We start from the raw sequence: 23,458 nt of genomic DNA on the forward strand, positions 1-23,458 counted from the left end.
CAAAATCAATGGCGGCATCGATTTTACGGACCAGATGGTCTTCGGGAACCAGTTCATCAAGGGTAATGGTTTCAAACTGGTACTGATGGGGAGAAGGTTCTTTGAGCATGGCAGTCAGTCCGTTTTTGCACTGACCTTATTAGATCAAAGTCCTGGCCTCACGGCCAGGACTTTGTCATCAATCTGAGGGCGCTTAGAAGCGCCCTGTTGACGAGATTAATGCTCGCGAGTTTTGCGGAACACCACTTCTGGGTAGCGTTCTTGCGTCAGATTGAGGTTAACCATGGTTGGTGCGATATACGACAGGTTGTTGCCGCCGTCCAGCGCCAGGTTCAGCTCGCTCTTACGCTTGAACTCTTCGAATTTCTTCACGTCGTCGCACTCTACCCAACGGGCAGTGGAGACGTTCACCGATTCATACAGCGCTTCCACGTTGTATTCGCTCTTCAGACGGGCAACCACTACGTCAAACTGCAGCACGCCCACCGCACCGACGATCAGATCGTTGTTGGCGATTGGGCGGAACACCTGCACCGCCCCCTCTTCCGACAGCTGGACCAGCCCCTTCAGCAGCTGTTTCTGCTTGAGCGGATCGCGCAGGCGAATACGGCGGAACAGTTCTGGCGCAAAGTTCGGAATACCGGTGAACTTCATATCCTCACCCTGGGTGAAGGTATCGCCGATCTGAATGGTACCGTGGTTATGCAAGCCAATGATGTCGCCCGGGTAGGCTTCTTCAACGTGCGAGCGGTCACCGGCCATAAAGGTCAGCGCATCGGAGATCACCACGTCTTTGCCGGTACGAACCTGGCGCAGTTTCATGCCTTTCTCATAGCGGCCAGACACCACGCGCATAAACGCCACACGGTCGCGGTGTTTAGGATCCATGTTCGCCTGGATCTTGAACACGAAGCCGGTGAATTTCTCTTCGGCGGCGACCACTTCACGGGTATCGGTTTTACGCGGCATTGGCGCAGGCGCCCAGGCCACCAGCCCATCAAGCATATGATCGACACCGAAGTTACCCAAAGCGGTACCGAAGAACACCGGAGTCAGCTCGCCTGCCAGGAAGGCTTCCTGCTCAAACTCATGGGAAGCTCCTTGCACCAGTTCCAGCTCATCACGTAACTGGGCGGCCAGATCTTCGCCTACGGCAGCATCGAGCTCCGGGTTGTTCAACCCTTTAACGATGCGCACTTCCTGAATGGTGTGGCCTTTACCGGTCTGGTACAGATAGGTTTCATCTTTATAGAGATGGTAAACCCCTTTGAACAGCTTGCCACAGCCGATCGGCCAGGTGATCGGCGAGCAGGCGATTTTCAGTTCGCGCTCAACTTCATCCATCACTTCCATCGGATCGCGGATGTCACGGTCAAGTTTGTTCATGAAGGTCAGGATCGGCGTATCACGCAGGCGGGTAACTTCCATCAGCTTGCGGGTACGATCTTCAACGCCTTTTGCGGCGTCGATTACCATTAGGCAGCAGTCCACCGCCGTCAGGGTACGGTAGGTATCTTCGGAGAAGTCTTCGTGCCCCGGGGTATCGAGCAGGTTAACCAGGCAGTCACGGTACGGGAACTGCATCACAGAGGTGGTGATCGAGATACCACGTTGTTTTTCCATCTCCATCCAGTCGGATTTGGCGTGCTGGCTCGAGCCACGGCCCTTTACCGTACCGGCGGTCTGGATAGCGTGTCCGAATAACAGCACCTTTTCGGTGATGGTGGTTTTACCCGCATCGGGGTGCGAGATAATGGCGAAAGTTCTTCTTTTCGCAACTTCGCGGGCGAATTCACTAGGAGACATGTTTTTCACGTTTCTATGGTTAGTCCGCCCTGCTCATCATCACAACGCGCCAATCGCGGCGCCAGGCAAAGCGGTAATAAAAAGATAGTAGCCGAGTATTTTCGCTGATTTACCAACCGGTGACAATCAATGGTTTCTTCGGCATAAGATAATGGCAGGCCAAATCGGCTGCACAAGGGAACTATAAGTCGCTACCCCAGCGGCAGCGCCATAACGATCGCGTCTTCGCGGCCACTGGCTGCGGGGTAATAATTGCGACGCACCGTGACTTCATTGAAGCCAAGGTCTTCGTAGAGTGCTATCGCACCGCTGTTGGAGGCTCGAACCTCCAGCCACAGAGTGACCACACCACGTGCTTCTAATTGCTCGATCACGGCAGTCAGCAAAGTGCGGCCAAAGCCTCGGCGCTGCCAGCTTGGATGGATGGCAATATTAAACAGCGTGGCTTCGTCCAGCACGATTTGGGTAATGGCAAAACCCGCCATTTGCCCTTCAGCTTCCAGTTTCAGGTTAAGGTAACGTTCGCCCTGATTGCTGGCTAGTGTCGCCTCGGTCCAGGGAAACGCATGGCTGGCTTGTTCAATCTTGAAGGCTGTGGCCAGATCGGCCGCTGTCAGGGTAGAAATGCTGTTCATGATGACAAATCTGCTGCCAGAGTGCGCGTTTCGCACTCGCATCTTGAGAAAGCTCGGCCAGCGCCGGGCTATGTAGCTGCGCGCCGGCCACCGCTAACGGTTCCGTGACGCCCAACCGCCAACTGTTGCACTCGGTATCTTGTGGCAGCATCGCTACCTGATCCGGTGTCAGGCCATAGGTTTGTGCCGCTGTCAGCCCCAGGCTGCGCAGAACGTCACAAAACAGCGGGTCGTTCTGGTCTGGCAATGCCTGCGCCACCACCAACAGGCGCACATTTGGGGGCACGCTTACCGCCACCTCCCCCTGCAACACTCCAGGGCGGCGTAATGTCCACTGCGTAATCCCCAGCTGTTGTAACAACCAGTCGCGTTTTGATGCCATGCCGATCCCCGTGTGTGACGCACCCTACCTGCCCTATGCCGCGCTATGCTAACAAACCCGCGCAGCCTGCGCTATTAACCGTTAACTATTCAAATTATCACCGCGGCCTATCCCCAATAGATTTCAAGCTGGCCGCTCTAAGTGCATCCATGCACTCTCGGCATTTGTACATCCCTGTACAGCACAGCCCGTCGACAAGCGCCCTTATCCCCAGGAGCTTAGATTAACTAAGTGACTGGGGTAAGGGCGCGCAGGTAACAACGCTGCAGCTTGAAAGATGAAGGGGATAAAACCCGTCGAACATCTGGCCACAAACCTCTATAATCCCCAGCTAAATCTTGAGGAGCCGAAAACTGATGTCTGCATTAACCCCCGCCAGTGAAGTCATGCTGCGCCACAGTGATGAATTTATGGAACGCCGCGTGCTGTTTGCTGGCGATCTGCAGGATACCCTGCCGGCCCAATTCGAGGCCGCGGATGTGCGTGTCCACACCCAGCAATACCATCACTGGCAGTTACTGAACCGGACGATGGGAGAGCATGCACAGTTCGGCCTGACGGTCGATCCTGCCTTCGTCGCCGAGTGCGATACGCTGGTGTATTACTGGCCAAAGAGCAAGCAGGAAGCACAGTTCCAACTGTGCAATATCCTGGCCCTGCTGCCGGTTGGCGCAGAAATTTTTGTGGTCGGTGAAAACCGCAGCGGCGTGCGCAGCGCGGAACAAACCCTGGAAGGCCACGCCACGCTTGCCAAAATCGACAGCGCTCGCCGCTGTGGGTTGTATCATGGCCGCATTGATGTGCAGACCCAGTTTGATCTGGCTGACTGGTGGGAAAGCTATCAACTGCACGATCTGGAAGTGAAGACGCTGCCAGGCGTGTTCAGCCGTGACGGCCTGGACGTTGGCAGTTCACTGCTGCTCTCCACGCTGGAAAAACACATGAAAGGCAAAGTGCTGGACGTGGGTTGTGGCGCTGGCGTAATGGCTTCGGTGCTGTCTAAACTGTCGCCGAAAATGAAGCTGACCCTCAGCGACGTCAACGCCGCTGCCGTAGAATCCAGCCGAGCAACACTGGCTGCCAACGGTATCGAAGGGGAAGTGATCGTCAGTAACGTCTACTCCGACATTACCGGCCGCTTTGACCTGATCATCTCCAACCCACCGTTCCATGACGGCCTGGCCACCAGCCTGACCGCCGCAGAAACGCTGATCCGCGGGGCGTTAAAACATCTGCCAATCGGGGGCCAACTGCGCATCGTCGCCAACGCCTTCCTGCCTTACCCGGATATTCTGGATGCCACCTTCGGTAGCCATGAAGTGTTGGCGCAGAATGGCCGCTTCAAAGTGTACAAAGCCACCGTGGCCCGCCAGCCACGCGAAGCAAAGAAGAAAAGGTAACAAGCCCCTCACCCTAACCCTCTCCCACAGGGAGAGGGGATCGATCGTGCCACCATTTGACTACAGCACCCTACCTATACAGCAATGCTACTGAATAACGTCTGTACCTGAACACAGCTCCGTACCCGCCCCCTCTCCCTCGCACAAGTGTTCCTGACACCTCCGATTTGTTCATCGGGAGAGGGTTGGGGTGAGGGGATATTGCTCGCCTTGACTGACAAACATTTCTCCCAAAGGTATGCCATCAGCCGTTAATCAACTCCATACCCACCGTTGTATAGCGTGCACCTGCCACGCCTGTCTGTGGGAATACCGCCTCGATCGCCGCCAGTTCCTGCTCGCTTAGCGTGATCTCCGCTGCCGCTACGTTTTCTTCCAGATAGCGCCGACGTTTGGTGCCAGGGATTGGGACAATGTTTTCCCCCTGCGCCATCACCCAGGCCAACGCCAGTTGCGACGGGGTCACGCCTTTCTGCCTGGCCAGTTCACTGACCTTGGTGACCAGCTCCAGATTGCGAGCAAAGTTTTCCCCCTGAAAACGTGGATTGTCGCGGCGGAAATCGTCTGCTGCCAAGTCCTCGATACTCTGGATCGCCCCGGTCAGGAAACCACGCCCAAGCGGGCTATAGGCGACAAAGCCAATGCCCAAACGTTGGCAAGCGGCCAGTTGCCCCTGCTCGGCATCCCTGCTCCACAAGGAATATTCAGTCTGCAACGCGGTGATCGGATGCACCTGGTGAGCGCGTTCCAACGTGGCAACCGAGGCTTCACTCAGCCCAATATGACGGATCTTACCTTCTTTGATCAGATCCGCCAGGGTGCCAACCACCTCTTCGATCGGTACCGTCGGGTCGACCCGATGCTGGTAGTAAAGATCGATGGTTTCTACCCCCAGCCGCTGCAAACTGCCTTCTACCGAGCGGCGGATATAGTCCGGTTTGCTGCTCACGCCCCGCGCAGTGGGATCGGCCGGATCGCGCACAATACCGAACTTGGTGGCCAGAAATACCTGGTCGCGTTTGCCTTTGATCGCCTTGCCTATCAGTTGTTCATTGGTGTGCGGGCCGTACATATCTGCGGTGTCCAGCAGAGTCACCCCCAGTTCCAGGGCCCGATGCAGCGTGGCGATCGCTTCCTGCTCGTCATAACCGGTGGAGTAGAAATCGCTCATCCCCATGCAACCTAAACCCAGGGCTGAGACGAGGGGGCCATTAGTACCTAATTTGCGCTGTTGCATTGTGTGGTCCTTGTTGAACATGGATGTCGGAGCAAAGTCTGGTTGTTTATGCCACAAAGATAAATAATGCAGATTGCACATCACTGTTCATAAATCACCAACAATGCGGGCGGCAAAATGGATCAGGTTCAGGCTATGCGCATCTTTACCCGGATCGTGGAACTAGGCAGCTTCAGCCGCGCGGCCGAACGGTTGCAGCTGCCGCGAGCCACGGTAAGCAACGTACTCAAACGCCTGGAACAGCGGCTTGGCGTCAGATTATTGGTGCGTACAACGCGCCAGGTACAGGTCACCGCCGAGGGGACGCTGTACTACCATCGTTGTCTGCACCTACTGGACGCCCTGGAAGAAGCAGATACCCTGTTCAGCCACCATAAGCTGCAACCCACCGGCAAGGTACGGATCGATATGCCCCATTCGCTGGCGCGGGAAATCGTCATCCCGGCGCTGGATGAGTTCTATCAACGCTATCCAGAGATAGAAATTGCTCTGGGGGCCAACGACACCCACGTCGATCTGCTGCGCGAAGGGGTAGATTGCGTGCTGCGGGCTTGGGAGACCGAAGACGATACGCTGGTTGCCCGGCGGATTGCCCAACTGCCACAGCTCACCTGCGCCTCCCCCGATTATCTAAAAGCGTTTGGTACCCCACAATCGATCGACGAGCTGCAACATCATCGGGCGGTGGGCTATTTCTCTTTGGTGAATAACCGCAACTACCCGCTGGAATTTTGCCGTGATGGCCGCCTTGAGCTGCGCGAATTGCCAAGCCGATTGAGCGTTAGCGGGGCCGATGCCTATACCAGTGCCTGTCGTTCCGGGTTGGGGCTGATCCAGGCGGCGCGTTATATCATCTCCCCCTGGTTGCAAAGTGGTGAACTGGTGGAAGTGCTGGCCGATACGCCACCACCGCCGATGCCGATCTACATCATGTATCCGCCTGGCCGTTTCCTCGCGCCGCGTGTCAGGGTATTGATTGATTGGCTGATTACGTTGTTCGAAGGCCATAAAAACCACTGATATGCCGTTTTTTACAGCAAACGCCGCTAATCCAGGAAATAACTATTGACGTACCCGCCAAAATCTCTAGAATTCGCCTCCGTGGTAGCGTTACTCCGGTAGCGTATCTGGTATGCGAAGGTGGCGGAATTGGTAGACGCGCTAGCTTCAGGTGTTAGTGTCCTTACGGACGTGAGGGTTCAAGTCCCTCTCTTCGCACCAAATAACCACATGATTTATATTGCACAGCATCGAATGCGAAGGTGGCGGAATTGGTAGACGCGCTAGCTTCAGGTGTTAGTGTTCTTACGGACGTGAGGGTTCAAGTCCCTCTCTTCGCACCAAGCTGGTGATATAAATCGACATCAAAGCAACACATCAGACTGTGCGAAGGTGGCGGAATTGGTAGACGCGCTAGCTTCAGGTGTTAGTGTTCTTACGGACGTGAGGGTTCAAGTCCCTCTCTTCGCACCACTTGATGGGTTCTCTTCTAGCTGTTCCTGCATTAAAACTCACTCAAAAAAAACCAACACGCTCAAGCGTGGTTTTGTCGTTTCAGTCAAAGCTGAAATGCAGGCTGATTGCGGCCAGCCCACCGGCTAAAGCCATGCAGGAAGGGAGCAGCAGGTAATGACGCCAGCGGCTGTTAAACAGCATCACCAGCGTGGCCAGCATGGCAACCACGATCAGAGTGCGCAGTTGCATCATATCCAGATCAATCAGCGCCAGAAATGGCATCAGGGCACAGGGCAGTAACACGCCCCAGGCGCTGGCAAGCCGATTCCCCAGGCACCAACTGATGCCCCACAATCCACAAGCGGTAACCATGGCAGCTAACATGATAACCCTACCTTTCAAGTGATAATGATAACCAATATCATATAACACTTTTTTTGGACCCGCACTCTTTTCAAGATCCAGCTGAACGCGGATGACAGCCTGCGCGAAAAATGTTAGTTTCATATAAGAAAATTCTTAACATTTATAGTCTGTTAATAATAACAAATTGGAATTATTCAGCAGGCATTGTCTAACATTTTTCCTTCGACCGGCCCCATTGGTAAAGAGTGATCCCCGTATGAACTCGCGTTCTTATCAGCAACTGCAAACCAGCAAACAGCGCTTATCCCTGTTTCTTTTCTTGTTGATGAATGCAGCCTCTGCCATTTTTACTTTATTCGTGCCCTTTAAAGAGACCCCGGCCTTAACGCTGCCGCTAATCTGCATTCCGGCGATTTGCCTGACGGCCATGCTATTTACGCTGTATTCGCCCCGCCACTACGTCCAAAGGCTCAACCTGCTCGCCATTATCCTTGGGCTGCTATGGGCGGCGCACATCTATTGTAAGAGCCAGCTTACCGCCAGTGACAACCACAGCTTCTTGCTGATCAGCCTATTCAGTATTTTCTTTATCAGCGCGATCTCGCTGACAGATAACCTGCTGGCCTTCTGCCTGCACGCCGTTCCCTCGGCGCTGATAATCCTGTGGCTGGACGGCATGCATAACACCATGCGTATTCTGTTCACCACTCTGCTGCCGATCGTCGCCTTCTCGGTGCATCATTTGCTGTTGAAGCGCAGCGAAATGTTTACCCAACATCTGGTGGCCAACCTGTATCACGAACGAGATAAGTTCAGCGATCTGAGCATGATCGATCCGCTAACCGGCCTGTATAACCGCCGTGGGCTGGAGAGCAAACTGGATCAGTTGCTCTCGCCAACCTCGGGCAACCACTTTGTGCTGCTACTCGATATCGACCACTTCAAGGTCTACAACGATCGCTACGGCCATACCCTGGGCGATCAAGCACTGGTCCAAGTGGCAACGGCCATCCGCGATGCGGTGCGCTCAAGGGATATCGTGGTACGTTACGGCGGAGAAGAGTTTTTGGTACTGCTGACCAACGTCGGTGAAGACTATGCGGCCTATCTGGCAGAAAAGGTGCGCCAATGTGTGCAGGAATTGACCATCACCCATCGTTTCCAAGCGCAGGAGACGACCAAGGTAACGTTAAGCGCCGGGATTTCTGCGCTGGATAAGCTGGATATCGACTCTGCGATCTGTGCCGCCGATGCCGCGCTGTACCGGGCCAAAAACAGTGGCCGCAATAATATTCAGCTAGCCCCCCACCCGCAGCCAGTCGCCTGATCCTTTCTCCTTCGCCGGAAGGGGAAAGGTGAAAAACTTTTACCTGTCGCCACTTTTACCACATGCCAATCGCTCCGTAGCGCATTACACTAGCGGACAACTTACGCCTTCCCTGCCACATTTTTATATGGAACACGACCGTTGAAGACCTCACTCTCCACGTTATTGCTGGCGCTTGGCCTGTGTGCCACGCCCTTGGCCAGCCAGGCGACCGACGCGCAGCTCACCTCACAGATTGTCGATCAGTATGCTGAACATATCTTCTACAACAGCGGCGCAACCGGCATGGCGCTAGTAGTTATCGATAATAATCAGGTGGTTAACCGCAGTTTTGGCGATACCAAACCGGGCAACGATCTGCGTCCACGGCCAGATTCCCTGATCCGCATCGCCTCCATCACCAAGCTGATGACCAGCGAAGTGATGGTCAAAATGGCGGCGGAAGGTAAGGTCAAACTCACCGATCCGCTGCGCAAATATGCACCCAAAGGGGCCGTCGTCCCTGCCTACAATTCACGCCAGCCGATTACCTTGCTGAACCTGGCAACGCACACCAGCGCCCTGCCGCGTGAGCAACCCGGCAAGAAACCGCCAAAAACGCCGGTGTTTACCTGGCCCACCAAGGCACAGCGCTGGCAGTGGTTGTCTCATGCCACCATTACCGTGCCACCGGGCGTGCGAGCGGCCTACTCCAACCTGGCCTACGATCTCTTGGCCGATGCGCTGTCACGCGCCGCTGGCAAGCCTTATAACGCCTTGTTGCGCGAGAAAGTCACTGGTCCACTGGGGATGGTTGATACCACACTGACGCCAAGCGCAGAGCAGTGCTCACGCCTGATGGTGGCAGCCTCTGGGCCAAGCGCCTGTCGCGATACTACAGCCGCCAGTGGCAGCGGTGGTGTTTACTCGACGCCGCGCGATATGCAGCGCTGGATGCAGCAGTTCCTCTCCTCCAACGTAAGCGGTTCGCGCAAGCCAACGGCCTTAACTGAACAAACCATGTATTTCCAGCGCAAAGATCTAACGTCACTGAAAGGCATGGATGTACCGGGTGAAGCCTCTGCTTTAGGGCTGGGCTGGGTCTATATGGCACCGAAAGATGGCCTACCAGGGATCATCCAGAAAACCGGCGGTGGCGGCGGCTTCATCACCTATATGGCGATGGTGCCGCAGCAAAATATCGGCGTGTTTGTGGTCGTTACCCGCTCGGAGTTGACCAAGTTCACCAATATGAGCGATCCGGTCAACCGGCTGGTCGCGGATTTGGTGGCCAACAAAGGCTGACCCGCTCCTGGTTACGATAGAACGTGTTGCGTTGCGCGATAGGCGGAAGGCGAACAGCCTTCCAGCCGATTGAAGAAGCGTGCGAAGTAGGCGGGATCTTTGAACCCCAGGCTGTAAGCCGTTTCATGCACCGTGCAGGCGCTGAACAGCAGCAGCCGTTTGGCTTCACGCAGCAGGCGATCGAAGATCAGCCGCTTAGGTGGCCGATTGGCAAAACGGCGGCACAAGTCGTTGAGGCGTGATTCCGTCACCCCCAGCGACTGGGCATATTCCGGCACCGACAGGTGATCGCGAAAACGCTCGTCCACCATCTTGTTAAAACGCTGGAACAGCTTCAGTTCGCCACGCACGCCGCTGGCGGCCTTGTCATCCAATGAGGTATTGCGCAGCATCAGCGTGAATACCGCCTGGGCCAGCAATGCCAACGTCTGCTCCCGCCCGGCCATCTTTTGGCTAAATTCGCGGGCGATCAGTTCCCAATAATGCCCAAGCGCCGCCAACTCCTGCGGCACTGCGGCCAGCGAAAGGCAAATCCCCGGCATATCCAGCGCCAGATTGCTGCCCGGATACAGGCGTTCCAGTAACGGCCAGATCAGTTCCTGGCGCACCGTTAACACGTGGCCGTCGCTGTCTGGTTCAGTGAAAAAGGCGTGTGGCACCGAAGGGGGCGTGAGGATAAACAGCGGGGCCTGCACCGAATAGTGCTGATCGTCCAGCTGCAGCTCTATCCTGCCGGTGGCCAGATAATGCAGTTGGAAGAAACGGTCGTGCCAGTGCACCTGCATATCCCGGCCAAAAAACGCTGCCAGCCCGGCAAAGGTTTCGTAGTGCACCTCATCAGCGGCGTAACGCGCGTCATACTCTTTGCCAATATCGATATTGGCGATAAAGCCGGTACTTTTCTGCACGTTGTCCTCCGGTGAAAATAAATTCCGATCCCCTACACCTAATTGTAGGGGCGCCGCATGCTGCGCCCGTTTAGCCGCATGCGGAACCCATCGCCAAGATTGTTTAAGGTGTGGCCCGTGGCCGCGAGTCCTTCATCGGGATACGCCATACCAGCACGGCCCCGATAATCAACAACGCCGAGACAAAATAGAGCCCGGAGTTAAAGCTGCCGGTCACGTCCTTGAACCAGCCGATCAGCAACGGACTGACCGCCGAGCCGATGTTACCGGTGGCATTGATCACCGCGATCCCCACCGCTCGAGCTTCGAAGCTGATTGACTGATCCGGCGTGGTCCAGAAGATCGCCATCGCGGTAAACGAGCCGACCGACGCCATCACGATCCCCAACAGTTGAACCATGCTGTGGTTGGTCGCCGAAGCCAACAACCAACCCGCCGCGGCAAACAGATAAGGCAGCGCGGTATGGAACTTACGCTCCTGCAGGCGATCCGAACGTTTACTCCACCAGATCATACCGGCGATGGTACAGATTTGTGGGATCGCCGCCAGAAAACCGATCATGATGTTACTGCTGCTCTGGTTGAAGCTCTGCAAGATTTGCGGCGTCCAGATATTGATGGCGCTCAGGGTATTGGTGAGGCAGAAATAGGCCAGCGTATACATCAGCACCACCGGCGTCAGCACTTCACGCCACAGGCTGCGCTGTTGCAACGCCCGGTGGCTGCTTGGCCCTTCCGGCTGCACCAGTTGCAGCTTATCGGCTTCCATCATCGCCTTCAGGCTGGCCTTCTCTTCTCTGGTCAGCCACTTGGCCTTGGCTGGCGTGTCGTCCAGATAGAACCACACCACCACGCCTAGGATCACCGAAGGGATCCCTTCCAGCATGAACAGCCATTGCCAGCCTTTCAGGTTCATCATGCCGTCCAGCGCCAGAATATAGCCGGACACCAACGAACCCACCGCCATCGTGACGGGCATGGCGATCATAAACAAAGCGTTGGCCCGGGCGCGGTAGAACGCCGGGAACCAGTAGGTGAGATACACCAGGATCCCTGGCAGGAAGCCCGCCTCGGTAATACCGACGATCATTCGCAGCACGTACAGGCTGGTTGGCCCAGTGGCGAACATGGTGCAGGTAGAGGCAATGCCCCATAGCACCATAATGGTAGCGATCCAACGCCGTGCTCCCACCCTGCTCAGCATCATGTTGCTGGGGATACCGAAGATCACATAGGTGACGTAAAACAGCGTTGCGGCCAGGCCGAACATGGTGGAGCTAAGACCAAGGTCCTGCTTCATGGTCAAACCGGCAAACCCGATGTTGATGCGGTCAAGGAACGAGAAAACAAACAACACAAATAAGAAAATAATCAGGCGCCGAAATAACTTTTTAATCACCGACTGCTCGGTGGCGGTTAACGCTTTATGTTGCTCTGCCGGGTTCAGCGGCTTGAGCGAATCGACGTTGCTCATGATGACTCCGATTAGTAAACGCCCTGGGATGATTGCTCCGCCGGTTTATCCTGTTTGAAACTGCTGAGCAGGGAGTCTGCCGCCCGCACCAGCAGGGTGGTATCCACGCCAACGGCAACAAACAACGCACCAGATGCCAGATAGTGCTGTGCCAGTTCCTGCTGTGCCATCAGGATGCCCGGTGCCTTGCCTGCGGCACGGATGCGGGCAATGGCATCGTCGATAGTGCGCTGCACTTCGGGATGCTGTGGATTACCGGCAAAGCCCATGTCGGCGCTCAGATCCGCCGGGCCGATAAAGACGCCGTCCACACCTTCCACTTCCAGAATGGCGTCCAGATTTTTCACCGCCTCGCGGGTTTCTATCTGCACCAGCACGCACATCTGGCTGTCGGCAAGCTGCAGGTAATTCGGCACCCGGTTCCAGCGCGAGGCACGGGCGAGCGCGCTGCCAACCCCGCGAATACCGTTTGGTGGATAACGGGTAGCCCGCACCGCTTCCTGCGCCTGCTCGGCGTTTTGGATCATCGGGATCAACAGGGTTTGCGCACCGACGTCCAGCAGCTGTTTGATCAGCACCGGATCGTTCCAGGCCGGGCGCACCACCGGATGGCTGGCATAAGGTGCGACTGCCTGCAACTGCCCCAATACCGTTTGCACATTGTTGGGCGCGTGTTCGCCGTCGATCAGCAGCCAGTCGAACCCGGCCCCGGCCAGCAGTTCCGCGCTGTAACTGCTGCACAGACCCAGCCACAGACCGATCTGCGGGCGTTTTTCCTGCAGGGCCTGTTTGAAATGATTAGTTAGCATGGTGTTTCTCCTTAGACAAACCGGCAACTGATGCAGCCCATCGGGCCATAATCGGCATGGAAGGTATCTCCGCGCCGTGCTGCCACCGGGCGGGTAAAGGAACCGCCAAGAATGATCTGCCCAGCCTCCAGCTCCACGTCATACGGGGAAAGCTTGTTAGCCAACCAGGCCACGCCGTTGGCCGGGTGATTGAGCACCGCCGCCGCCACGCCAGACTCTTCAATCACGCCATTGCGATACAGCAAGGCACTGATCCAGCGCAGATCCAGCGCGTCCGGCTTGATCGGTCTGCCGCCCATCACCACACCGGCGTTGGCCGCGTTATCGGAAATCGTGTCGAACACCTTACGTGGCCGCTGGGTTTGCGGATCGACGTTATGGCTGCGAGCGTCGATGATCTCCAGCGCCGGGATCACATAGTCGGTAGCGTTATAGACATCAAACAGGGTGCAGTTCGGCCCACGCAGCGGTTTCGCCAGCACAAACGCCAGCTCCACTTCGACGCGCGGCACGATAAAGCGATCGATCGGAATGTCGCTGCCATCGTTAAAGAACATGTCATCCAGCAGCGCACCGTAGTCCGGCTCGGTGATCTGCGAGCTGACCTGCATGGCGCGCGAGGTCAGCCCGATCTTATGCCCCTTCAGCGTGCGCCCTTCGGCGATCTTCAGCTCAACCCACTGGCGCTGGATAGCATAGGCATCTTCAATAGTGATCTCCGGATGATCCAGCGATAGCGCGCGGATCTGTTCCCGGCTCTGCTCGGCCTGATGCAGGCGCTGCACGGCTCGGCTCAGTACGTCTTTATCCAGCATTTACCACTCCTTGTTCAGTCCTTGCTAAACAGCGCATGGACATTGTTCTGCTTATAGTTGAGCACCGGATCCAGCTCTTCCATGGTGAAAGAGAGGGCCAGATAGCGCTTGGCCATCAGCGCGGCAAAGTGATCCTTAATCAGGATGAATAACATTTCGCCCACCTGTTGGCGGCTTTCCAGGCTGCGGCCGTGGCCAATCTTCAGCGTCATATGCACAAAGGCATAGTTCTGCTTGCCGTCGGCCATTTGCCAGGTATCCAACCAGATAGCGCGACTACGGATGCCCGCCAGCGGGAAGATGCCGGTTTCCGCCAGCGCGTGATTAACCTTGTCGAACAACCCGGGTAAATCCGCCTCCCGGCGGATGTTGTCGGTACATTCAGCGTAAAAATGGGGCATTGGGTATCCTCAGGCTTGAGCAGGAAGCGGGAATATGCCGTTGACCTGGCCGGTCCCGGAACTGGCAAACAGCGGGGTAACGAACTCCACCTTGCCCTGATACTTGTCCCAGCCCAACAGGCCCAGCAACATCACGGTGTCGTGCATATTGCCTTCGCCATAGCAGTAGTCAGCGTACTCCGGCAGCATTTCGCAGAACTCGCGGAAGCGCCCTTCTTCCCACAGTTTCACTACCCTTTCGTCCATCTGCTGGTCGAACTGGCGGGTGTAGCTGTTCATGCCCTGCTCGGCACGTTGATCGTCGATAAAGCGGTGTGACAGCGAGCCGCTGGCCAATACCGCCACGGTGCCGTCGTATTTCTCAATCGCGGTTTTGATCGCTTCACCCAGGCGGCGGCTATCGGCAAAATCATGCACGGTGCAGAAGGCAGAAATGGAGATCACCTTGAAGTGGCGGTCGCTGTTCATGTAGCGCATTGGCACCAGCGTGCCGTATTCCAGCTCCAGGCTTGGGATCTCGTGAGCCTTGGCACGTACGCCAAGCTTGCGAGCTTCCTCGGCAATCATCTGGCCCAACTCCGGGTTACCGTCATATTCATAAGTCATGTCACGAATGAAGTGCGGTAGCTCGTTGCTGGTATAAAGCCCTTTGAAATGCGAGTTGCAGTTGATGTGGTAGGCGCTGTTCACCAGCCAGTGGGTATCAAACACGATAATGGTGTCGACGCCCATTTCGCGACAGCGGGCACTGATTTCTTTGTGACCATCAATGGCGGCCTGACGGCAGCCGTGATGTTCACCGGGTAATTCAGACAGGTACATCGAAGGAACGTGTGTAATCTTTGCGGCTAATGCTAATTTACCCATATGTCCTCCTATTCCCTTTATCTTTCAGCCTGCGGCACAGCTGGCCGCAGGCTGATGTCTATCGGGTCTAGTCCTTGGTTGTTGTTTTAAAGGGCACGGAGCTATCTCACACTCCCCAACGTGGGATCGGATGATCCCCCATGGAGATACAAACGTTTTTCATCTCGGCAAACACTTCGAAGCTGTACTCACCGCCTTCACGGCCGGTGCCAGAGGATTTCACCCCGCCAAACGGCTGGCGCAGATCGCGTACGTTCTGGGTGTTGACGAAAACCATACCCGCTTCAATATTGCGGGCCAGACGCAGTACTTTGCTGACATCCTGCGTCCAGATGTACGACGCCAGGCCGTACTCCACATCGTTGGCCATGCGCAGGCCGTCTTCTTCTGATTTGAACGGCAGGAGGCAGGCCACCGGCCCGAAGATCTCTTCCTGCGCGACACGCATATTGTTGTTAACATCGGCCAGCACCGTTGGGCGCAGGAAGTTGCCGTGGGTCAAACCGGCCGGTTTATCCGGGCCGCCAGCCAGCAGGGTTGCCCCCTCTTCGATACCCAGGCGGATATAGCCAGAGACTTTTTCCCAGTGCTGCGGGCTGATTAAAGCGCCGACCTGGGTATTGGGATCCATCGGATCGCCTACGCGCAGACGGTTGGCACGCTCGGCAAAGCGTTTAACGAATTCCGGATAAATGCTTTCTTGAATGAAGATGCGTGAACCCGCAGTGCAACGTTCACCGTTGATCGAGAAGATGGTGAACAGCGCCGCATCCAGCGCCCGCTCGATATCAGCATCCTCAAAGATCAGCACCGGTGATTTGCCGCCCAGTTCCATCGAGAATTTCTTCAGCCCGGCGCTTTCAATAATGCGGCGGCCAGTTGAAGTACCGCCGGTGAAGGACACCGCACGCACGTCTTTATGACGTACCAGAGCATCACCCGCCGTCGCGCCATAACCTTGCACTACGTTCAGCACCCCGGCAGGAATACCGGCTTCCAGCGCCAGTTCACCCAGGCGATCCGCCGTCAGTGGCGAAAGCTCGGACATTTTCAGCACCGCAGTGTTACCCAGTGCCAGGCAAGGCGCGGTTTTCCAGGTGGCGGTCATAAACGGCACGTTCCACGGCGACACCAGCGCACAGACACCCACCGGCTGGATCAGCGTGTAGTTGAGCATCTTGTCGTCTACCGGGTAGGTGCGGCCATTCATCTGCTGGCAGATCTCGGCAAAGAACTCAAAGTTGTGCGAGGCGCGTGGGATCAGCACGTTTTTGGTCTGATGGATCGGTAACCCGGTGTCGGCGGTTTCCATCTCAGCAATCTGCGGCACGTTCTGGTCGATCAGCTCACCCAGGCGACGCATCAGGCGCGCCCGCTCCTTCATCGGCGTATTGGCCCATTTCGGGAAGGCTTCTTTGGCTGCCGCTACCGCCTGATCGATTTCGAGCTGGCCACCGGACGCCACTTCCGCCAGCACCTCGCCGTTAGCCGGGTTAGTAGTGGTGAAATACTCTTTGCTGGCGACGTTCTTGCCGTTGATCCAATGGTTGATGGTTTTCATCCCTTGCTCTCCTCATAATCTTTTTCACTGATGATGTGGTTAACCAAACGGCCAATGCCTTCGATCTCCACCACAATTTCATCCCCAGGCTGCACGTCGGCCAGCCCTTTCGGCGTGCCGGTGGCGATCATGTCGCCAGGCTGCAACGTCATAAATTCACTCAGGTATTCGATCAGGTACGGGATGTCGAAAATCATGTCGGCAGTAGTGCCGCGCTGGCGCAGTTCACCGTTAACGTAGGTACTGAGCGTCAGGTTATGCGGATCCGCGACATCGTCACGATCGACAATGTAGGGGCCGATAGGCGTCAAGGTGTCGCGGCTTTTCACCCGCAAGTTGGGGCGGTAGTAGTTTTCCAGGTAGTCGCGGATGGCGTAGTCGTTGCACAAGGTGTAACCGGCCACGTAATCCATCGCCTGCTCGCGGCTGACGTTACGCGCGGTTTTACCGATCACCGCCACCAGCTCGGCTTCGTAGTGCATGTATTCCACCTGCGCCGGTCGCACGGAAACCTGACGGTGGCCGGTCAGGCTGTTTGGCCCCTTGAGGAACACCAAAGGCTCTTCCGGTGCTTTAAACTCCAGCTCGCTGGCGTGATCGGCATAGTTCAGGCCGAGGGCAAATATCGTGCCCTGCGCCGGTGGCAGCCATTCCACATCGAACTCATCGAGTTTGCTGCCATCGGGCAGGGTAACGCTTAACTGGTCGTCTACGGTGACGTTAACAATCTGGCCATGATGGCGGATACGAGCGTGTCTCATGGTTATTCTCCTGCCTGCGTCACGTGGTTGGTAAGGGTTGGCAAACCAGAGGCCCGCACCGTCACTTGGTCACCCGGCTTGATCTCAACCCGCTGGTGTGGCGTGCCAATCAGCACCGCATCCCCCGGTTGCAGGGTAATAAAGTCGCTGATGGCGGCGATCAGTTCCGGCACCGAACGCACCAGATCGGCCGTTGACCAACGTTCCTGTTCCACGCCATTGATTTCGGTGATGATTTCCAGGTTGCTGGTGCTAGCCAGTGGAGCAACCTCTCCCAGCGGGCAGAAACCGTCGCGGCATTTGGCTTTGATCGCCGGACGATAGAAGCTGGTTTCCGGCAGGCTAACGTCATTTGCCAAGGCGTAACCGGCCACATAATCAGCCACCTTATCCGCTGCCACCTTGCGGGCGATGCTACCAATCACTACTGCCAGCGTTGCGCCACTTTGCACGGTTTCACCGGCCGGGAACGGAATGCTGCCACCGTTGGCAAGATAGGTATTGCGCGGTTTGATGAACCACACCGGCGTCTTGGGCGGCGTTTGATAAGGGGCGGCGCGAAACGCCTGATCCCAGGCATCAAGCTGGCTGCGGTGGTTAAGTGCTACGGAAAATACGGTGCCTTTCATGCAGACTCCTTCTACGGATCGCCAATCATTAATATGTTAATGAATACTTTTATACGCTGTTCAGCATTTACGCAACGTTGTTAATTTAATTTGTGATCGTGATAACGAAATATTCACAAATTATGTACATTAGCGTTATTAATCAGCAAATTAACCTTTTTTGCAGGATTTTTACGTGACGGATCGCGTTTTGCCGTTCTCCGCCGGTCAAAAATTGGCTACTATTAAGTTGTTAATAAAATTAAGCCAAGGCCATCGACATGCATGAATCGTTAACCATCGCCCTGTTGCAGGCGCGTGAAACCGCCATGGGGTTCTTCCGCCCGATCCTGAAAAGCCACAACCTGACGGAACAGCAATGGCGCATCATTCGCGTATTGGCCGATAGCCGTTCCATTGAGTTTCACGAGTTGGCCGCAGAGACCTGCATCCTGCGCCCCAGCCTGACCGGCATCCTGTCGCGCATGGAGCGGGATAAGCTGATCTTTCGCCTCAAGCCGGTTAACGATCAGCGTAAGCTGTACGTGTCCCTGACGCAGCAGGGCCAGGAGTTGTATGAACTGGCACGCCACCAGGTGGAACAGGGTTATGGGGAGATTGAAGCGGCATTCTCGAAGCAGAAGATGGACCAGTTGATGACGTTGCTCGATGAGCTCATCCGCTTAGGGGATCAACAGGCTAACAACGTGGTTGCTCATAAATAGGGGCGCTGCTCGCAGCCCCCATCTGCACCTCGAGGGTTCCTCAGTTAATGACAGGTTGGGCTTCCGGCAATAGCGCACCTCCATCCACCACCAGCGTCTGGCCGGTGATATAACTCGCAGCCGGTGAGGCCAAAAAGACCATTGCGGCAGCGATATCCTCCGGCTCCCCCAACCTGCCCAGCGGCACCGCAGCGGCTATCGCCTGATTCAGCGATTCCCCACCCAGATTAACCATCGCTGGCGTACGGATCATCCCCGGCTCCACGCCGTTCACCGTGATCCCGTCACAGGCCAGTTCCAATGCGGCGGCACGAATAAAGCCGTTAACCCCCGCCTTGGAAGCCGCATAGTGCGCCAACCCTGGGTAGGCAACCCTTGGCCCTGTGACCGACGAGGTCACCAGAATACGTCCGCCCCCCTGGCGCTTCATCCACGGCAACGCCGCCTGCGCCAAAAAGAAAGGGGCCATCAAATTGACGCTCAAGGTGCGTTGCAGCAGCTCGGCATCAATCTGGTTAAACGGCCTCAGCGGAAAATAAGCGGCGTTGTGGATCACCACGTCCAGCCGTTGATGTTGCTGCGTAGTCTGTTCTACCAGCTCGGCGATCTGCCCTGCATCGGCCATATCACAGACTGCGGCCTGCACTTGCCAACCCTGCTGGCACAGGCTTTCAGCCGCCTCCTGCGCCTTTTGCAGTTGTAGATCGGCCATCACCACCTTGGCCCCTAAACGAGCAAAGGCGCTGACGATCGCCAGCCCAATGCCCTGCGCACCGCCGGTCACCAGCACCACCTGCCCGGCAAACGCATCACTGGCATAAATCGCCATCATCGGCTCAGGCCTTAGGATAATGCGTGGTGTTAAGGATCTGCGCGTGAGCGCCCACGGCAAAATTGCTCAGGCTGCTGAAATCACTGCCCTGATAGCCGAGGATCTTGCCATCGGTGCGCATCTCTTGCAGATCGATCATCACTACACCTAACGTCGGAATGATCTTTTCGCGCCAGACGAACAGGTACAGCTTCTCCGCCACTTTGACATAATGGCAGCAATCAACATCCGCCAGCCCTTTCTCGACCCCGTCCAAACACTGCCAGGCGTAGAAATTATTGTTCAGATAAATATGCTCATAGCGCTCCGTCGGGCTGTAGGTATACATATTACGCATCCCAATCAGTTCGTCGGTAAACTGCGGCAACGGTGCATCGCTGTTATCCAGGCGGCCAAAGCGGAATTCGGCATTCACCGCCGTGAGCGGCAAACCCTGCTCCACCCGGCTAAAGGCGTCCAGCCGCGTCTGTGACTCATCCGGCAACTGACCATAAACGGCGGTAAAGTTGCCTTGCTGACGCTCGCACACCAGCGTAATGCTGCCGTTGGCCCGCTGCGGATCGAGGAAATCGATAAACAGGATCCCCGGGCGGATGCTGGTGGCCCGGTAATCAACTCGTTGATCTCCCCACTGCAGGGTTTGATCGTCGTTAAAGTGGCACTGCACCGTTTCCCCTTCTGCAAAATGGAACGCCAGCGTAGTACCGGCCAAATCCTGCTGCTCCAGCGTATGGCTGTGAGGAGCGAAACCTTCCGCCAGTGCGCCAACCTGAATAAATACCGCTTCTGAACTCATGACAATCTCCTTACAGGGAAGTGAAAGCTAAAGTCGGCACATCGACAATGGTGGAGCCGCCATCGGCCACCAGCGTCGCGCCGGTAATAATTGACGCCTGCGTTGAGCAGAGGAAACGACACACCTGGGCGATCTCCTGCGCACTGGCTGGGCGGCGCAGTGGCACATCGCGACAGACATGTTGATAGGCCTGCTCGAGCGTTAAGTTATGCGCCGCCATCAACGGCTGCATTTCTTCATCGGCCATTGGCGTAGTCACCCAGCCGGGACAAACAGCGTTGGCACGTACGCCCTGTGGGCCATAGTCGCGGGCGATGGAACGCATCAGACCGATCAGCGCATGTTTGGCGGTGACATAACCACACACCTCAGGCCCAGCGGCCAACGAGGCAATCGATGCGACAAACAGCAGATTGCCACCGCTTTTCACCAGTTCCGGCAAACAGGCCCGGGCGCTGGCAAACGCGCTATTGAGGTTACTGTCCAGCGCCTGCTGCCACTGGGCATCGGTGACTTCGGTGATACGGCCCAATCCCATTCCACCAGCGCTAGCGATCAGGCAGTCGATACGTCCGGCCTGCTGTAAAATCGCTGGCAGAATGTCGGTTTGCCAACTGGCTCCGCTGGCGGCGTCCCCAACTACGGCATGTGCCCCAATCTCTGAAGCCAAGGCGTTCAAGGGTTCGCGGCGACGGCCAACAATAAATACCCGGTCGCCCTCCTGCGTCAGCAAACGCGCGCAAGCAGCGCCAATGCCGGTGCCGCCGCCGGTGATCACCACCACTCTACTCATCACATTTCTCCATCAACTGGCTGACCATCAGGAAACTGCTCAGCAGCAAACGCCGCTGCTCGGCTTCCAACCGCAGATAGCGGCGGCTGGCAGGCAAGCGGCTGACCACTTCGGAAGCGGCAAAATGCTCAATATCCAACTGCCAGCGGCCTTCTGTTATCGTGAGCGTGGCGTGGCGGAAATCGAGCTTGGCCAACGTATCGCCGATTTGCGGGTATTGCTGCAACGTGGCGATCAACTGCCGAGCGCCCTCATGTTTGGCCTTGGTGCGATAAATCACGCCCTTACGGCGCAGCCAACCACCGGTGATGATGTTGAGCTCCAGCGGCTCGGTAAAACGTGCGTTGCCCTGCAAACGAAAACGATGGGTGACGATGTGCGCCAAAAACAGCGACTGCACCTGTTCGGCCACCTCTATCACTGGCCCTTGCGGCAACGTGAGCCGTAACTGATTAACGGCAACGTGTTCACAGGCGTAAGGCTGCAAGTTCGCCGTCAACCGGTTGAGCGTGGTCCCCACTTGATAACCGGGAGGGTCACGCCGCCAATAACGATTAAGTGAGGGAAGTAAGCCGATCAAATTCCACCTCCGCAGCTTCTGCCTTGTTGAAGGCGCTCTCCAGCACCTCTTCTACCGGTACCGGTTTAAACGGATTGACCTTCTGCACGCACAGGGTCCAGAACAACGCATAGGCGGAGGTCAGGCCGATCATGATGCCAAACGGGATGTAGACATCGCGTGGGTTCATGCCTGGTGGTGTGATGTAGAAAATCGCCAGCACGATACCGATACTGGAGAAAATCTGCGGCAGCGGGAACCAAGGCGATTTATAGGCGCGTGGCAGATCCGGGCGGCGGATACGCAGGATCACCACAGAACAGGTGACTAGCAGATAAGCCACACCCCAGGCACAGACGGCGGCCAACACCATCGGCATGATGCGGTCCAGATTGCCCTGAATGGCGAAAGCATGAACGCAGGGGATCAGCACCGCAGCGGCAATCGCGACTACCGGTGTTTTAAAGCGAGGATGCAGATAAGCGAAGATGCGTGGCATAGCACCATCCAGCACCATGCCGTAAATAATACGTGGTACCGCCGCCATCAGGGTGTTAATGGTAGCCGCCCCGGCTAACAGCAGCCCGACGCCTAGCCAGTATTTACCGAAGTTACCCATGATCTGGCCAGCAAATGCCGGGATTGCCATCGGCGTATCCAGCAGATGCACGTTATTGGCCGCGTCCACCACCACGTTTTCCACCTGGTGACTCAATGCCGCACCGTATAACGCCATGCACAGCGCCACACCGCATAATCCCAGGGACATAGCGCGCGGTATCACACGATGAGAACGCTTAATCTCCGGGGCCATCGGCGTCACCAACTCGCAGCCGACGAACATAAACATCGCCATACCCACCAGGCTGAACACCGCAAGGGGATCGCCGACATCCAGCGTGGTGCCAAACCAGCCTTCTAGCGGTACAGCATGCGGTAACAGCAACCCGGCGATCGAAAAGATCATCAAGGTGCTCCACATGCAGAACGTCAGCACGACCTCAGCCTTACCGAAGGCTTCGATGCCAAACGCATTCAGAATGCCGAAAATGATCACCAAGCCCACGCCGATCATCCACGAGCTGTTGTTGCTCTCCATCAGGGTGTTGAGATGTTCAAAGTTCACCAGCGCCATGATGCCGGAAAGAATGGTTTCGGCGGTGCCAGCAAAGATATGCACGATCAGGTAGGCAGACAGGGTGCCGGTAATGGCAAAAAAACGCCCCATGCCACAGGAGATATAGTCATACACCGAGCCGGTGGTGGGCAGGATCGCCGCCGCTTCGGAGAAGGTGGTGAGCTGGGCTTGCATCATGATAAAGGCGATCAGCATCGCCAGCGCGAAGGTGTCACCGCCGATACCAAAACCGCTGGTAACGGTGAGGATCACCGGGCTGGCCATGATCACCCCAACCGAACTGGCTAACGTGGTGGGGAACCCGACCTTGCCCCGTTCTAGCTGGGCACTGAGCCGCGACGACAGGTTCATGGTTATTTCCTCTTATAGTGGTTTTTACCCGGTGTTGTAGCCGCCAAGGGCGGTAATCTCACTATAGGAAGGAAAGCAAAAGGCTGGCTATCGTCCTTAAGGACGAGGTTGATTAACTTGCGGCAGAAATCACGCTGGAACGCCACATCATCGCCCCTTGCGAAGTTC

General features: G+C 56.4%; 24 protein-coding genes and 3 tRNA genes. 8 read left to right on the forward strand and 19 right to left on the reverse strand.

Going from position 1 to position 23,458, the window contains the following annotated elements; translation table 11 throughout:
• Nucleotides 1-216 precede the first annotated feature (216 nt).
• The 3 genes from prfC to ACMV5I_RS14680 all read right to left on the reverse strand — a co-directional run bounded on the left by prfC (nucleotide 217) and on the right by ACMV5I_RS14680 (nucleotide 2,823).
• Nucleotides 217-1,806: a peptide chain release factor 3 gene (gene prfC / locus ACMV5I_RS14670; RefSeq protein WP_021808015.1), complete on the reverse strand. Its 1,590-nt coding sequence runs from the start codon at nucleotides 1,804-1,806 to the stop codon at nucleotides 217-219.
• 191 nt (nucleotides 1,807-1,997) lie between these two features.
• The gene (gene rimI, locus ACMV5I_RS14675) at nucleotides 1,998-2,441 is read right to left on the reverse strand and encodes a ribosomal protein S18-alanine N-acetyltransferase (protein WP_121608648.1); all 444 of its coding nucleotides are present in this window, start codon (nucleotides 2,439-2,441) and stop codon (nucleotides 1,998-2,000) included.
• Nucleotides 2,386-2,823, reverse strand: coding sequence for a DNA polymerase III subunit psi (locus ACMV5I_RS14680; RefSeq protein ID WP_024485500.1), 438 nt, complete (start codon nucleotides 2,821-2,823; stop codon nucleotides 2,386-2,388). The genes rimI and ACMV5I_RS14680 overlap by 56 nt, the downstream gene beginning before the upstream one ends.
• A gap of 356 nt (nucleotides 2,824-3,179) precedes the next feature.
• Here ACMV5I_RS14680 and rsmC point away from each other — a divergent pair, with 356 nt between their 5' ends.
• On the forward strand, nucleotides 3,180-4,223 hold the full coding sequence (rsmC, locus tag ACMV5I_RS14685) for a 16S rRNA (guanine(1207)-N(2))-methyltransferase RsmC (protein ID WP_414824657.1): 1,044 nt from the start codon (nucleotides 3,180-3,182) through the stop codon (nucleotides 4,221-4,223).
• Nucleotides 4,224-4,467: 244 nt separating this feature from the next.
• On the opposite strand, the gene ACMV5I_RS14690 is transcribed toward rsmC, so the two are convergent.
• Nucleotides 4,468-5,460: an aldo/keto reductase gene (locus ACMV5I_RS14690; protein ID WP_202672753.1), complete on the reverse strand. Its 993-nt coding sequence runs from the start codon at nucleotides 5,458-5,460 to the stop codon at nucleotides 4,468-4,470.
• Nucleotides 5,461-5,577: 117 nt separating this feature from the next.
• On the opposite strand from ACMV5I_RS14690, the gene ACMV5I_RS14695 reads away from it, so the two are divergent.
• The 4 genes from ACMV5I_RS14695 (at nucleotide 5,578) to ACMV5I_RS14710 (ending at nucleotide 6,933) form a co-directional block, all read left to right on the forward strand.
• On the forward strand, nucleotides 5,578-6,480 hold the full coding sequence (locus ACMV5I_RS14695) for a LysR family transcriptional regulator (RefSeq protein WP_414824659.1): 903 nt from the start codon (nucleotides 5,578-5,580) through the stop codon (nucleotides 6,478-6,480).
• A gap of 114 nt (nucleotides 6,481-6,594) precedes the next feature.
• A tRNA-Leu gene (locus ACMV5I_RS14700) sits at nucleotides 6,595-6,681 on the forward strand.
• Nucleotides 6,682-6,716: 35 nt separating this feature from the next.
• Nucleotides 6,717-6,803: transfer RNA gene (locus ACMV5I_RS14705), tRNA-Leu, on the forward strand.
• A gap of 43 nt (nucleotides 6,804-6,846) precedes the next feature.
• Nucleotides 6,847-6,933: transfer RNA gene (locus ACMV5I_RS14710), tRNA-Leu, on the forward strand.
• Nucleotides 6,934-7,014: 81 nt separating this feature from the next.
• Here the strand turns inward: ACMV5I_RS14710 and ACMV5I_RS14715 are convergent.
• Nucleotides 7,015-7,299: a DUF1435 domain-containing protein gene (locus tag ACMV5I_RS14715; RefSeq protein WP_121609080.1), complete on the reverse strand. Its 285-nt coding sequence runs from the start codon at nucleotides 7,297-7,299 to the stop codon at nucleotides 7,015-7,017.
• A gap of 238 nt (nucleotides 7,300-7,537) precedes the next feature.
• Between ACMV5I_RS14715 and ACMV5I_RS14720 the strand changes: the two genes are divergently transcribed.
• Together ACMV5I_RS14720 and ampH are read left to right on the forward strand one after the other, a co-directional pair.
• On the forward strand, nucleotides 7,538-8,608 hold the full coding sequence (locus ACMV5I_RS14720; protein WP_414824660.1) for a GGDEF domain-containing protein: 1,071 nt from the start codon (nucleotides 7,538-7,540) through the stop codon (nucleotides 8,606-8,608).
• Between the two features lie 141 nt (nucleotides 8,609-8,749).
• Complete coding sequence (ampH, locus tag ACMV5I_RS14725; protein WP_121608644.1) at nucleotides 8,750-9,892, forward strand: D-alanyl-D-alanine-carboxypeptidase/endopeptidase AmpH; 1,143 nt, start codon at nucleotides 8,750-8,752, stop codon at nucleotides 9,890-9,892.
• A gap of 11 nt (nucleotides 9,893-9,903) precedes the next feature.
• Here ampH and hpaA read toward each other — a convergent pair whose 3' ends face one another.
• The 9 genes from hpaA to ACMV5I_RS14770 form a co-directional block, all read right to left on the reverse strand.
• A complete protein-coding gene (hpaA, locus tag ACMV5I_RS14730; RefSeq protein WP_024485495.1) occupies nucleotides 9,904-10,800 on the reverse strand; it encodes a 4-hydroxyphenylacetate catabolism regulatory protein HpaA in 897 nt (298 codons plus the stop codon).
• A gap of 103 nt (nucleotides 10,801-10,903) precedes the next feature.
• Nucleotides 10,904-12,274, reverse strand: coding sequence for a 4-hydroxyphenylacetate permease (gene hpaX, locus ACMV5I_RS14735; RefSeq protein WP_414824661.1), 1,371 nt, complete (start codon nucleotides 12,272-12,274; stop codon nucleotides 10,904-10,906).
• An 11-nt stretch (nucleotides 12,275-12,285) separates the two neighbouring features.
• Nucleotides 12,286-13,083 carry a 4-hydroxy-2-oxoheptanedioate aldolase gene (gene hpaI, locus ACMV5I_RS14740; protein WP_202672757.1) on the reverse strand — a complete coding sequence of 266 codons (798 nt, stop codon included), beginning with the start codon at nucleotides 13,081-13,083 and terminating at the stop codon, nucleotides 12,286-12,288.
• 11 nt (nucleotides 13,084-13,094) lie between these two features.
• Nucleotides 13,095-13,898, reverse strand: a complete 804-nt coding sequence (gene hpaH / locus ACMV5I_RS14745) for a 2-oxo-hept-4-ene-1,7-dioate hydratase (protein ID WP_021808005.1) — start codon at nucleotides 13,896-13,898, stop codon at nucleotides 13,095-13,097.
• 14 nt (nucleotides 13,899-13,912) lie between these two features.
• Nucleotides 13,913-14,299 (reverse strand): 5-carboxymethyl-2-hydroxymuconate Delta-isomerase, encoded by a 387-nt coding sequence (locus ACMV5I_RS14750; protein WP_024485492.1) that lies wholly within the window; start codon nucleotides 14,297-14,299, stop codon nucleotides 13,913-13,915.
• A gap of 9 nt (nucleotides 14,300-14,308) precedes the next feature.
• A complete protein-coding gene (gene hpaD, locus ACMV5I_RS14755) occupies nucleotides 14,309-15,166 on the reverse strand; it encodes a 3,4-dihydroxyphenylacetate 2,3-dioxygenase (protein ID WP_414824662.1) in 858 nt (285 codons plus the stop codon).
• Between the two features lie 106 nt (nucleotides 15,167-15,272).
• The gene (gene hpaE, locus ACMV5I_RS14760) at nucleotides 15,273-16,727 is read right to left on the reverse strand and encodes a 5-carboxymethyl-2-hydroxymuconate semialdehyde dehydrogenase (protein ID WP_024485490.1); all 1,455 of its coding nucleotides are present in this window, start codon (nucleotides 16,725-16,727) and stop codon (nucleotides 15,273-15,275) included.
• Nucleotides 16,724-17,488, reverse strand: a complete 765-nt coding sequence (locus ACMV5I_RS14765) for a fumarylacetoacetate hydrolase family protein (RefSeq protein WP_141131089.1) — start codon at nucleotides 17,486-17,488, stop codon at nucleotides 16,724-16,726. Before ACMV5I_RS14765 ends, hpaE begins: the two co-directional genes overlap by 4 nt.
• A 2-nt stretch (nucleotides 17,489-17,490) precedes the next feature.
• On the reverse strand, nucleotides 17,491-18,117 hold the full coding sequence (locus ACMV5I_RS14770) for a fumarylacetoacetate hydrolase family protein (protein ID WP_414824663.1): 627 nt from the start codon (nucleotides 18,115-18,117) through the stop codon (nucleotides 17,491-17,493).
• Nucleotides 18,118-18,377: 260 nt separating this feature from the next.
• Between ACMV5I_RS14770 and hpaR the strand changes: the two genes are divergently transcribed.
• The gene (gene hpaR, locus ACMV5I_RS14775) at nucleotides 18,378-18,821 is read left to right on the forward strand and encodes a homoprotocatechuate degradation operon regulator HpaR (RefSeq protein ID WP_141131087.1); all 444 of its coding nucleotides are present in this window, start codon (nucleotides 18,378-18,380) and stop codon (nucleotides 18,819-18,821) included.
• Between the two features lie 40 nt (nucleotides 18,822-18,861).
• Here hpaR and ACMV5I_RS14780 read toward each other — a convergent pair whose 3' ends face one another.
• Genes ACMV5I_RS14780 through ACMV5I_RS14800 form a run of 5 tightly spaced genes read right to left on the reverse strand, consistent with a single transcriptional unit; the run spans nucleotide 18,862 to nucleotide 23,290 of the window.
• Entirely contained in the window at nucleotides 18,862-19,653 is a 792-nt protein-coding gene (locus tag ACMV5I_RS14780; RefSeq protein WP_414824664.1) for an SDR family oxidoreductase, read from the reverse strand.
• Between the two features lie 4 nt (nucleotides 19,654-19,657).
• The gene (locus ACMV5I_RS14785; protein ID WP_414824665.1) at nucleotides 19,658-20,449 is read right to left on the reverse strand and encodes a MoaF C-terminal domain-containing protein; all 792 of its coding nucleotides are present in this window, start codon (nucleotides 20,447-20,449) and stop codon (nucleotides 19,658-19,660) included.
• A 10-nt stretch (nucleotides 20,450-20,459) separates the two neighbouring features.
• Nucleotides 20,460-21,242, reverse strand: a complete 783-nt coding sequence (locus ACMV5I_RS14790) for an SDR family NAD(P)-dependent oxidoreductase (RefSeq protein WP_414824666.1) — start codon at nucleotides 21,240-21,242, stop codon at nucleotides 20,460-20,462.
• Entirely contained in the window at nucleotides 21,235-21,822 is a 588-nt protein-coding gene (locus tag ACMV5I_RS14795) for a DUF3156 family protein (RefSeq protein ID WP_414824667.1), read from the reverse strand. The genes ACMV5I_RS14790 and ACMV5I_RS14795 overlap by 8 nt, the downstream gene beginning before the upstream one ends.
• Nucleotides 21,797-23,290 (reverse strand): APC family permease, encoded by a 1,494-nt coding sequence (locus ACMV5I_RS14800; protein ID WP_414824668.1) that lies wholly within the window; start codon nucleotides 23,288-23,290, stop codon nucleotides 21,797-21,799. The genes ACMV5I_RS14795 and ACMV5I_RS14800 overlap by 26 nt, the downstream gene beginning before the upstream one ends.
• Nucleotides 23,291-23,458 lie beyond the last annotated feature (168 nt).

The organism is Serratia sp. T13T92 (assembly GCF_047530105.1).
In the GTDB taxonomy this organism is placed as follows: Bacteria; Pseudomonadota; Gammaproteobacteria; order Enterobacterales; family Enterobacteriaceae; genus Chania; species Chania fonticola.

Bases quoted from the DNA above. Each gene is read 5' to 3' on its own strand.
- prfC (WP_021808015.1), bottom strand. From the start codon at position 1,806: ATGTCTCCTAGTGAATTCGCCCGCGAAGTTGCGAAAAGAAGAACTTTC.
- rimI (WP_121608648.1), bottom strand. From the start codon at position 2,441: ATGAACAGCATTTCTACCCTGACAGCGGCCGATCTGGCCACAGCCTTC.
- ACMV5I_RS14680 (WP_024485500.1), bottom strand. From the start codon at position 2,823: ATGGCATCAAAACGCGACTGGTTGTTACAACAGCTGGGGATTACGCAG.
- rsmC (WP_414824657.1), top strand. From the start codon at position 3,180: ATGTCTGCATTAACCCCCGCCAGTGAAGTCATGCTGCGCCACAGTGAT.
- ACMV5I_RS14690 (WP_202672753.1), bottom strand. From the start codon at position 5,460: ATGCAACAGCGCAAATTAGGTACTAATGGCCCCCTCGTCTCAGCCCTG.
- ACMV5I_RS14695 (WP_414824659.1), top strand. From the start codon at position 5,578: ATGGATCAGGTTCAGGCTATGCGCATCTTTACCCGGATCGTGGAACTA.
- ACMV5I_RS14715 (WP_121609080.1), bottom strand. From the start codon at position 7,299: ATGTTAGCTGCCATGGTTACCGCTTGTGGATTGTGGGGCATCAGTTGG.
- ACMV5I_RS14720 (WP_414824660.1), top strand. From the start codon at position 7,538: ATGAACTCGCGTTCTTATCAGCAACTGCAAACCAGCAAACAGCGCTTA.
- hpaX (WP_414824661.1), bottom strand. From the start codon at position 12,274: ATGAGCAACGTCGATTCGCTCAAGCCGCTGAACCCGGCAGAGCAACAT.
- hpaI (WP_202672757.1), bottom strand. From the start codon at position 13,083: ATGCTAACTAATCATTTCAAACAGGCCCTGCAGGAAAAACGCCCGCAG.
- hpaH (WP_021808005.1), bottom strand. From the start codon at position 13,898: ATGCTGGATAAAGACGTACTGAGCCGAGCCGTGCAGCGCCTGCATCAG.
- ACMV5I_RS14750 (WP_024485492.1), bottom strand. From the start codon at position 14,299: ATGCCCCATTTTTACGCTGAATGTACCGACAACATCCGCCGGGAGGCG.
- hpaD (WP_414824662.1), bottom strand. From the start codon at position 15,166: ATGGGTAAATTAGCATTAGCCGCAAAGATTACACACGTTCCTTCGATG.
- hpaE (WP_024485490.1), bottom strand. From the start codon at position 16,727: ATGAAAACCATCAACCATTGGATCAACGGCAAGAACGTCGCCAGCAAA.
- ACMV5I_RS14765 (WP_141131089.1), bottom strand. From the start codon at position 17,488: ATGAGACACGCTCGTATCCGCCATCATGGCCAGATTGTTAACGTCACC.
- ACMV5I_RS14770 (WP_414824663.1), bottom strand. From the start codon at position 18,117: ATGAAAGGCACCGTATTTTCCGTAGCACTTAACCACCGCAGCCAGCTT.
- hpaR (WP_141131087.1), top strand. From the start codon at position 18,378: ATGCATGAATCGTTAACCATCGCCCTGTTGCAGGCGCGTGAAACCGCC.
- ACMV5I_RS14780 (WP_414824664.1), bottom strand. From the start codon at position 19,653: ATGATGGCGATTTATGCCAGTGATGCGTTTGCCGGGCAGGTGGTGCTG.
- ACMV5I_RS14785 (WP_414824665.1), bottom strand. From the start codon at position 20,449: ATGAGTTCAGAAGCGGTATTTATTCAGGTTGGCGCACTGGCGGAAGGT.
- ACMV5I_RS14790 (WP_414824666.1), bottom strand. From the start codon at position 21,242: ATGAGTAGAGTGGTGGTGATCACCGGCGGCGGCACCGGCATTGGCGCT.
- ACMV5I_RS14800 (WP_414824668.1), bottom strand. From the start codon at position 23,290: ATGAACCTGTCGTCGCGGCTCAGTGCCCAGCTAGAACGGGGCAAGGTC.